The sequence below is a fragment of the Nodularia sp. UHCC 0506 genome, from assembly GCF_034931045.1.
GTDB lineage: Bacteria > Cyanobacteriota > Cyanobacteriia > Cyanobacteriales > Nostocaceae > Nodularia.
The window spans coordinates 1-8,957 of the sequence record NZ_JAYGHH010000085.1 but is presented as its reverse complement, the minus strand read 5'-3'; the positions used below and the strand labels follow the sequence as shown (position 1 = coordinate 8,957).

General features: G+C 41.8%; 11 protein-coding genes. 7 read left to right on the top strand and 4 right to left on the bottom strand.

Features of this window, described 5'->3' with window-relative positions:
• Positions 1 to 784: 784 nt before the first annotated feature.
• From VB654_RS24715 to VB654_RS24705, 3 genes are all read right to left on the bottom strand, one after another.
• Positions 785 to 1,300, bottom strand: a complete 516-nt coding sequence (locus VB654_RS24715) for a hypothetical protein (protein WP_323216481.1) — start codon at positions 1,298 to 1,300, stop codon at positions 785 to 787.
• Positions 1,301 to 1,431: 131 nt separating this feature from the next.
• Positions 1,432 to 2,550: a ParB/RepB/Spo0J family partition protein gene (locus tag VB654_RS24710; RefSeq protein WP_323216480.1), complete on the bottom strand. Its 1,119-nt coding sequence runs from the start codon at positions 2,548 to 2,550 to the stop codon at positions 1,432 to 1,434.
• 2 nt (positions 2,551 to 2,552) lie between these two features.
• Complete coding sequence (locus VB654_RS24705) at positions 2,553 to 3,344, bottom strand: ParA family protein (protein WP_323216479.1); 792 nt, start codon at positions 3,342 to 3,344, stop codon at positions 2,553 to 2,555.
• 255 nt (positions 3,345 to 3,599) lie between these two features.
• On the opposite strand from VB654_RS24705, the gene VB654_RS24700 reads away from it, so the two are divergent.
• A complete protein-coding gene (locus tag VB654_RS24700) occupies positions 3,600 to 4,127 on the top strand; it encodes an alpha-L-fucosidase (RefSeq protein ID WP_323216478.1) in 528 nt (175 codons plus the stop codon).
• A gap of 22 nt (positions 4,128 to 4,149) precedes the next feature.
• Here VB654_RS24700 and VB654_RS24695 read toward each other — a convergent pair whose 3' ends face one another.
• Positions 4,150 to 5,343, bottom strand: a complete 1,194-nt coding sequence (locus tag VB654_RS24695; protein ID WP_323216477.1) for a transposase — start codon at positions 5,341 to 5,343, stop codon at positions 4,150 to 4,152.
• A gap of 82 nt (positions 5,344 to 5,425) precedes the next feature.
• Here VB654_RS24695 and VB654_RS24690 point away from each other — a divergent pair, with 82 nt between their 5' ends.
• The 6 genes from VB654_RS24690 (at position 5,426) to VB654_RS24665 (ending at position 8,821) form a co-directional block, all read left to right on the top strand.
• Entirely contained in the window at positions 5,426 to 5,629 is a 204-nt protein-coding gene (locus tag VB654_RS24690) for a hypothetical protein (protein WP_323216476.1), read from the top strand.
• 108 nt (positions 5,630 to 5,737) lie between these two features.
• Complete coding sequence (locus tag VB654_RS24685; protein WP_323216475.1) at positions 5,738 to 6,064, top strand: hypothetical protein; 327 nt, start codon at positions 5,738 to 5,740, stop codon at positions 6,062 to 6,064.
• Positions 6,065 to 6,199: 135 nt separating this feature from the next.
• On the top strand, positions 6,200 to 7,738 hold the full coding sequence (locus VB654_RS24680; RefSeq protein WP_323216474.1) for a class I SAM-dependent DNA methyltransferase: 1,539 nt from the start codon (positions 6,200 to 6,202) through the stop codon (positions 7,736 to 7,738).
• 31 nt (positions 7,739 to 7,769) lie between these two features.
• Positions 7,770 to 8,339, top strand: a complete 570-nt coding sequence (locus tag VB654_RS24675) for a Uma2 family endonuclease (RefSeq protein ID WP_323216482.1) — start codon at positions 7,770 to 7,772, stop codon at positions 8,337 to 8,339.
• A gap of 3 nt (positions 8,340 to 8,342) precedes the next feature.
• Positions 8,343 to 8,639 (top strand): nucleotidyltransferase family protein, encoded by a 297-nt coding sequence (locus tag VB654_RS24670; RefSeq protein WP_323216473.1) that lies wholly within the window; start codon positions 8,343 to 8,345, stop codon positions 8,637 to 8,639.
• On the top strand, positions 8,636 to 8,821 hold the full coding sequence (locus VB654_RS24665) for a hypothetical protein (protein ID WP_323216472.1): 186 nt from the start codon (positions 8,636 to 8,638) through the stop codon (positions 8,819 to 8,821). The genes VB654_RS24670 and VB654_RS24665 overlap by 4 nt, the downstream gene beginning before the upstream one ends.
• Positions 8,822 to 8,957: the final 136 nt, after the last annotated feature.

Sequence of the window (8,957 nt, the reverse complement as noted above, 5' to 3'; positions counted from 1 at the left end):
ACTGGGGATGCGAACGACTTCAAATCCATCGACGAAAAGTTTCAGGCTGCCGTAACCATTATCGAATCCTGCTGGAAAAATTTTTTGTAAGGCGTGAATGTTGGGCATGGGGGTTAAGTGGGGTACAAAAAGCCGTGGGGTACAAACAGACCCTAAGCATTACCTATATATACCCTATATAGGGGCTAAATTTTCAATTATTTTCAATTTTCGCGTTAGGGTATATTTATCCACTACTTAACCCCTATATATACCCCAAATTATTTTATTTTAGCAATACATACCCTAAATGACTCCTGCATAGGGTTTATGTAGGTAATATGTAGGGGTTAAAGGATATAATTCCAAGTTTCTCATCTCTTTTTGGGGTATACCTAACCCCCACACACCACCCACTTGTAGCCCAAATTTACTTTAGTTAGTAATTTATAGTAGTTCTATGAATATTTACACACTATTTAATGCAATTATTGGAGTTGGATATTAGAAATATGAGGTGTGAGCGATCGCCAGATAACCCGAATTTGCCCATACAATTCTCCAAACCTTGTAAAATCTAGATTCCGGGTTTTCAGACTGCATCAAAAAATAACCTGTCAAAAATACCCGAAATATCTTCTGGATAAAGATTCTGGGGAATGCCAACTCTGTAGTTGTGAGAAATGCGGGATCACACATAAATCGCTTATGGTTCGCCTACGATTTCATCTGATTGAGAACAATTCAACAAGAAATATCTCAAATATTCTGTCGCCCTGCCACAAATTCAAAAATTGCGTAAGCCTTACTTGGCTATCGGTTCAACCTTTTCAACTGAATTATCATTCACACCCAAAGTTAATTGCAAAGGTATTTGGGACGGGTAAGCTTTCACCACCTGTCGGTAAACATCATAGTTGGTAGGTAGTGTTCTTTGCTCCTCCCCCACTGTATATGTCAGTTGATATTTGACATCTTTCAATAATTCAGGTTGACTTGCCTCTTCTTGAGGTTTTTTGCGTTGTTCCACTTCATCTATACTTGGTTTCGGTGGGACAGTTGGCCACCACAAACCCCGGTCATCTGGACCAACAACTGCTGCTGATGGTTTCAGTCCATTCTGATTTAGTACTGAAACATTTGCAAAGGTTTCAACCCGTGGCTGTGGTGCATTCGTTAAATTATTGGCATATTTCACTTGCCAGGTATAACTGGTAAGCGCTGTAGCTTCATACTGTTCAGCAGTCACGGTGCTACAACTGGTAAGTGTGAGCGCTGTTAGTGCCGTTATTAAAGATGGTAGAAATGTCAGCTTTTGCATGATCCCTAAATTATTGGTATACTAAAAACGGGTTGCTGGTTTACTTTTAAAATCGCCAGGAGTATTGATATACAAAGATTTTTCCCTAAGCAAAAGTCTAGCAATCATCCGTTTTTAGTATATCTCCTGAGTCAATCAGTCACGGCAATCACTTTATCAACTTCGGCTAATTTTTGCTGTAATAGAGAGCGCATTTCTTGAAGTTGTTTACTACTAGCTCTGGTGAGTAAATCTTCAGAAATCCCATTAACTTTTTGAAGTATGGTTTTTATTTCCTTTAACTCTTGTTTCTGTGACTTCAAATACTTGGTCTTAATTTTTTTAATCAGTTCACGAGTTTCTGCTACCGTCAGATTTTTCTTTAAAACTTCATCTGTGGTTGCCATCCGTTCAGAGGCTGCTTGATTTTCTGATATATCTAGTGTCTTGGCAGAGAGAGTTGCCAACGCTAAAGCATGAGCGCCTTTGAGTCCCTGTTGCCTAATTGCTTGTTTTAAATCTGGAGCTAGGTACAGCATTGGCATGAGATTAGCTTTCACTGAACTCGGATTTAACCCCAACTCTAATAGCACTCGTAGTAAACTTTGTTCTTTACCCGTAATCCCCAATATTTCTAAGCCTTGCTGTTGTTCATCAGCGCTCACAGCCATTAACTTTGCAAGTTCCTTACTGTTGCCATCTCTCTCCACTCTTTTAATTACCGTGCCTAACATTGTGGCAACTTCATCCATTTCCAAATCAGTAGACTTGATTACTTCCTTAAATACTGCCTCTGCTTTATCTAAAGGATTCAAATCTTCAAAGCCAAGAAAAGTTAGTAATGCCGATTGATCTAAGTCGTTAGGCATTGCCGCTATGACTGCACGAATAGTTGACCAACCCAGCAATTTAGCTGCTTCAGTCCGGAGTTGTCCATCTAGTAAGGTGTAACGACCATTCCCCTGTGGGACTAGAATTACTGCTGAAATTTGTCCATGTTTTTTAAGCAACCGGGCTTTCGCTTGTATTAGTTCTGGTGTAATTGTTTGCCGAGGCTGATCAGGATTAGGATCGATGAGGGCTAAATCAATTTGTGCTTCTCCTGATTGGTTTTGCAGCTGTTCTCGAAGTTCTTGCAATTCATTTTCTAAATCTGGAGATTGGGCGGCTCTCAATCTTTCTATTTCGGCTTGCAGTTCAGCAAATTTTTGCTCTTGCTCTGTTTTTTGTATTGCGCCGCTAAATTTGTTAGCAATTTTAGGCAATGCCACGATTATTTCTTCTCCTGAATTAAAGCTGCTAAATCATCTGTAATTTGCTGAAAATCTCCACAGGCAGGATGTTTGGGACGGTATTTTCGTAAAGGTAAGCCGTGAGCGCTGGCATTTTTGAATTCGTTTGAGTTGCGAACTTTAGGATAAAGCTTTAAATGTAAATGTTCGGCAATTTCTGGCAATTGCTCTAAATATTGTCTGTGCATTGCCACCGTATCATCATACATACTCGGCACAAATCCCAAAATGGGTGGGCGAGGTTCTAACTGTAACTCATCACCTGTAGAAATACACCACTCTACTAATTCTGCTGAACCAGAAATGGCTTTCATTTCCAATTGCACTGGAACTAATATATGGGTTGAGGCAGCTAAAGCATTAACATTTAACATTCCTAAAGTAGCGGGGCAATCCAAAATTACTAGATTGTGAGGCAAAGGGTATTTTTTTAAGCGATCGCTTAGTGTGTACTCTCCTCGTTTGCGAATAACTAATTCATTGGCTATTTCCGCTAAAAGTGGATGTCCCTGACAAACTTGAGTTTTTGATTGTTCCCAAACCGAAATTAAATCCCAATCTCCTTGGAAATCTTTTGATAATACCTTAACTAAAGTGGTTGATACTTCAGCCGGAGGTAATCCACAAAATACATCCAAAGAACGTTGTGGATCTAAGTCGATGATTGCGACATCAAAGCCCAGGCGACTCATTTCATAGGCAATGTGTACGCTGAGTGTGGTTTTGCCTACGCCACCGGCGTTCGCGATAAGTGAAAGAACTATCTGCTTCATAAGGTGATTTTTTCTGTCGTATTTTAAAATCCGACATGGAAATAGGGAAAAATGTATACTATGCAGTTATAGCAAAGGGCTGTAAAATTCTGCGGGCATAGCTGCGCTGAGAGCAGAGCGTGAACATCGGCTAAATTCAGTTATTTCGAGGCTTTGAGTAATCAAGGCTGTCCTAACCGATATGAGTGTGAGCTATAAATTTACCATCCTTTGATGTCGGATTATGAATTACCCATAGTTGGCTCCGCCTGAACTATGGGTTTCTACATCCCTTATCGTTTTGACCAACTCCCTCAACCCAAACCGGAACAATGGAAGCGATATATCCAATTCCTGTTTAATCAGATCAGAGAATTATTAACTAACTACGGTCAGATTGACATTATTTGGTTTGATGGTAGTTGGGAAAGGACTCCGGAGCAATGGCAAACTCAAAAATTAGCAAAAATGATTCGTGATTTACAACCTAATATTCTGATTAACGATCGCCTGCTAAATTGTGGAGACTTTGCAACTCCTGAGCAATTTATCCCTCCCCAACCTCCTAAGCATCTTTGGGAAACCTGTCTGACTATTAACGAGAGTTGGGGATATAACCCTGATGATTGCAAGTTCAAATCCTCTCGTCAATTAATCCATACGTTGTGTGAAGTAGCAGCGAAAGGCGGGAAACTTTTACTTAATATCAGTCCAATGGGTAATGGCAAAATCCCACCTGAGCAGTTGGAGCGTCTGCAAGATATCGCTGAATGGATGTGTGACACACTCCACACACTGACCTGAGTACAGGTACAGTGTGGGCTTCTCAACCAATCCGGCTATTGCTTAGGAGGCGTTGAGCTTTAAGAACCGCGTGACCATCGGCTCTATTCTTTATATTGATTGCTGCATTGTGGTCACGGTCAAGACTGCATCCACAATTAGGGCAGTCATGCCAGCGTTCGTGCAGCTTTTTAGGAACTTTCAGCCCACAACTAGAACAATCTTGTGATGTACCTGATGGATTCACTGCCATTACCAATAACCCAGCATTTTCGGCTTTGGTTGTCAATATGGACAGGAAGTTTGACCATCCAGCGTCATGTACAGATTTGGCTAGTATGGAACGAGAAAGACCTTTAACGTTTAAATCTTCATGAACTACAACGTCATATTTTTTCAGTAGATTGTTCGCTATTTTAAAGTGAAAGTCTTTACGTTTATCAGCTACTTTTTTGTGCTGCTTGGCGACTTGCTTAATAGCTTTTTTACGCCGATTACTTCCTTTTTTACGGCGTGAGATCCGTTTTTGAATGACCCGTAATCGCTTTTGAGATTTACGGTAATGCTGAGGGATTGTGACAACATTACCCTCGGAAGTTGTCAAAAAGTCTTTTAAACCCAGGTCGATACCAGTTATAGAATCTGGATTGAAATCAGGTTTAATTGTTGGAACTGTAGCATCTTCAAGGCTTAAACTCAAATAATAACCATCAGCTTTTTTTGTGACTGATGCAGTTTTAATTTTAAATTCGTCAGGTATTGGGCGATGCAAAATAACCTTGACTATACCAAACATCGGCAAAGTGATCAGACTGCCTTGTAAACACCCATCTTTTATCTGTGGATATGTAAACGTGCGGTAACGTTCACGAGATTTAAAGCGAGGTCGCCCACTTCGTTTTCCATTGCTATCACCTTTTAAAAAACGGTCAAATGTCACCTTCACTCGTTTAACTATGTCCTGTAATACTTGCGAGTAAATTTCGCCGTACCAAGGATGAGTTTTTTTAAGCTGTGGTAGCGTTTTCTTTTGTGAATAATAGTCTGGATTATCCCGTAATTCTGGTATATGGCAGACAAGAGGACAAGCGTTAATCGGTGAACGATTGCGTTCATACCAATCAAATCTATCAGCCAACAGATAGTTGTACTGTGAACACAGCATAGCTAACCATCTGTCTATTTCAATGGCTTGCTTTGTTGTTGGTCGTAGCTTGTATTGGTACGCTATCCTCACTCCGTGACGCTCCGTGAACACTTATATACCCTCAGATATAAGACTATGATAACATACAAGTGACAACAACGGGTAGACAATTATGAAAACTACTAGATTAAATGTCAGAATGTCTGAGCGCAGATTGAACAAACTTCGCTCTTATGCTGTAACGAAAGATAAAACAGTCACGCAGATTGTAGAAGACTGGGTTGACAGATTACCAAATACACTTGTGTTGAGCGAAGTCGAAACAGAGAGCGTTAAAAATAATGCTGACCCCCTTCCTGTCAATCCTCCGGATTGAATTGGGCGGAGGTCGCGTTATTTTTAACCGCCTTATATCTCACCACTAAACGGAATACCGTTTTAGTGGGAGGCTTACGGCGAAATAGCTAAAAATTCTGAAAGCATAATGGATACAATCCCAGGATTAGAACCCTGGCAATTTTATGGACCTTCAACTCGTAAAGGCGTTAGCGCTTCGTGTGCCGAAGGCGATCGCATTTATTTACATCTGTTAATGAAACCTTATGAAAGCATATCGGTTAGAGGTATACCAATCAAACAAATAAAATCGGTGTATGTTCTTGCTGATAGTACACCACTAGATTTTACCAGTCGCTGTGCCATTATGGATTCTATTCTCAATCCCAATCCTTTGGGAGAATTAACAATTGATGTCCCGGAATCAGTAATTGATCCCTTCGTGACAGTGATTTGTATTGATATGGAATCTTGAGCCAAAAATATTTGTGTTGCTGATTGATAATACAATACAGTTCAGTTAACCATTTCTTCCTTATACTTGAGGATAAAATGTGATGCGGCGCTGCTTACTTTGTTCATTGCACTCTACCGATAAGAAAAACACAAGATGATCTCAGGGGAAATTAAAAGTCAAATCGATAAAATCTGGGATGCTTTCTGGTCGGGTGGTATCTCCAATCCCCTGGAAGTGATTGAGCAAATTACTTACCTGCTGTTTCTGCGTCGCCTCGACGATTTACATACCCTGGAAGAAAACAAAGCTAACCGACTCAAGCGCCCGATGGAACGGCGGATTTTTCCAGAGGGTGAAGATATCAAAGAGCGTGCTTATGATGATTTGCGGTGGTCGAGGTTTAAGCACTTAGCCGCACCGGAGATGTTTGCGGTAGTTAATGACCATGTTTTTCCTTTCCTGCGGACTTTGGGCGGCGATGAATCGACTTACGCCCACCACATGAAGGATGCCCGCTTCACAATTCCCACCCCAGCGCTTCTGTCTAAGGTGGTAGATTTGCTCGATGGTGTCCCAATGGCAGACCGGGATACCAAAGGCGACCTCTATGAATATATGCTCAGTAAGATTGCTGCGGCTGGACAAAATGGGCAGTTTCGCACGCCGCGCCACATTATTGGGCTGATGGTGGAACTGACTGCACCCAGTCCGGGGGATGTGATTTGTGATCCGGCTAGTGGTACTTGCGGCTTTCTGGTGGCTACGAATGAATACCTGCGATCGCATCACCCGGAAATTCTCCGCGATGCCAAGCTGAAGCAACACTTCCACCATGAGATGTTTCACGGCTTCGATTTTGATAATACCATGCTGCGGATTGGCAGTATGAATATGCTGCTGCATGGTGTGGAAAACCCGGATGTGCGTTATCAGGATTCGTTGGCACAGGAGCATTCTGGTGATGAAGAAGCTTATACTCTTGTCCTGGCTAATCCGCCTTTTGCTGGGTCTTTGGACTATGAGAACACGGCTAAGGATTTGTTGGCGATAGTTAAGACGAAGAAGACTGAGTTGCTATTCCTGGCTTTGTTTTTGAGATTGCTCAAGCCTGGGGGACGGGCGGCGGTAATTGTCCCGGATGGGGTGCTGTTTGGCTCTTCTAAGGCACATAAGGAACTGCGCCGTCTGTTGGTGGAGGAGCAGAAGCTTGATGCTGTAATCTCTCTGCCGGGTGGTGTTTTTAAGCCCTACGCGGGTCTTTCTACGGCGATTTTGCTATTTACTAAAACTAATTCCGGTGGGACTGATTTTGTTTGGTTCTACGATGTGGATGCTGATGGCTGGAGTTTGGACGATAAAAGAGCGCCTTTGCTGGCTGAGGAGAAGTTAGGTGCTGTCCCGACGGCGGAGTTAACAGCAGAGGAACATACTAAGAATAATCTGCCGGATGTGTTGAGTCGTTGGCGATCGCGCAATACTACCGAACGAGAGCGATCGCGCACGGCTCAGAGTTTCTGTGTCCCCAAGGTTGATATTGCTTCTCAGGGGTATGACTTGAGCCTGAATCGTTACAAGGAAGTGGTGCATGAAGAGGTGGAACATCGCCCACCTCAAGATATTCTGGCTGATTTGGCGAAGTTAGAAACCGAGATTCAGCAAGGGATGAAGGATTTGGAGGCATTGTTAAAATAGTTAATACAAGCTAACTATGGGAGAAAAAGCAATGACAGTTGTAGCCGCTAAAAAGATGTCTTTTGAAGAATTCCTTAATTATGACGATGGGACGGATACTTTATATGAATTAGAAAACGGAGAATTAATTCCGATGCCTTCGGAAAGTGATATTAATCAAAGGATAGCGATGTTTTTGGTTGCTTGTTTCTTGCGATTAGGAATTCCATCTTATCAGCTGCGGATGAAGGCAGAGGTAGCTGTTCATAGCCGACAGGTAGGGGTACGTGTGCCTGATGTGGTGGTTTATTCTGAGGAGTTAGCCAATGTAATGCAAGAAGCTACGCGATCGCTGATTTTGATGGATATGCCGCCGCCTTTGTTGGTGGTTGAGGTGGTGAGTCCGAATCAGGAAAATCGGGATTATCGTTATAAGCGTTCTGAGTATGCAGCCAGGGGAATTGCGGAGTATTGGATTGTTGATCCTATTGCCCAAAAGGTAACGGTTTTGGAATGGGTAGAGGGATTTTATGATGAGCGCGTTTATCAGGGAGAAAGTCCGATTGTCTCTTCCATTTTTGATAATCTTCAGTTAACTGCGGCTGAAGTTTTACAGGGATAAAATATGATGAAAAATATTAATGAAATTAGACAAGTTTTATCACTACAAAAGCAATCGCTGTGTGAAAATTATCAAATTACAGAAATTGGTATCTTTGGTTCTTATGCTAGGGGAGAGGAAACAGAAGCAAGTGATATAGATATTTTGGTTGATTATGAAACAGCACCGACTTTTATTATGTTGGTGGAACTTAGGGATTATTTAAGTCAGCTTTTTGGCTTGAAGGTAGATATTGTTACTAAAAATGGGTTAAAGCCTCGAATGCGTGAGCGTGTATTGTCTGAGGCTATCTATATATGAAACGAAATTATACAGATTTTTTACACGATATTCTAGTTTCTTGGGATAAGTTTTTCCAGAGCGTGCGATCATCGCGCACGGTTCAGAGTTTTTGTGTACCCAAGGTTGATATTGCTTTTCAGGGGTATGACTTGAACCTGAATCGTTATAAGGAAGTAGTGCATGAAGAGGTGGAACAATGATTTCACGAAATTCCTTTAGCGGTGCATATCCGCTCAAACGTCTTGGTGAAGTTGTTGAATTTCTCGATAGCAAGCGCCGTCCTGTGAAGGAGTCAGCGCGACGGGCTGGGAATTATCCCTATTTTGGTGCTAACGG

Excerpts from the sequence above, each read along its gene's own strand:
- VB654_RS24675 (WP_323216482.1), top strand. The coding sequence starts at position 7,770 with ATGACAGTTGTAGCCGCTAAAAAGATGTCTTTTGAAGAATTCCTTAAT.
- VB654_RS24705 (WP_323216479.1), bottom strand. The coding sequence starts at position 3,344 with ATGAAGCAGATAGTTCTTTCACTTATCGCGAACGCCGGTGGCGTAGGC.
- VB654_RS24670 (WP_323216473.1), top strand. The coding sequence starts at position 8,343 with ATGATGAAAAATATTAATGAAATTAGACAAGTTTTATCACTACAAAAG.
- VB654_RS24700 (WP_323216478.1), top strand. The coding sequence starts at position 3,600 with ATGGGTTTCTACATCCCTTATCGTTTTGACCAACTCCCTCAACCCAAA.
- VB654_RS24685 (WP_323216475.1), top strand. The coding sequence starts at position 5,738 with ATGGATACAATCCCAGGATTAGAACCCTGGCAATTTTATGGACCTTCA.
- VB654_RS24715 (WP_323216481.1), bottom strand. The coding sequence starts at position 1,300 with ATGCAAAAGCTGACATTTCTACCATCTTTAATAACGGCACTAACAGCG.
- VB654_RS24665 (WP_323216472.1), top strand. The coding sequence starts at position 8,636 with ATGAAACGAAATTATACAGATTTTTTACACGATATTCTAGTTTCTTGG.
- VB654_RS24680 (WP_323216474.1), top strand. The coding sequence starts at position 6,200 with ATGATCTCAGGGGAAATTAAAAGTCAAATCGATAAAATCTGGGATGCT.
- VB654_RS24690 (WP_323216476.1), top strand. The coding sequence starts at position 5,426 with ATGAAAACTACTAGATTAAATGTCAGAATGTCTGAGCGCAGATTGAAC.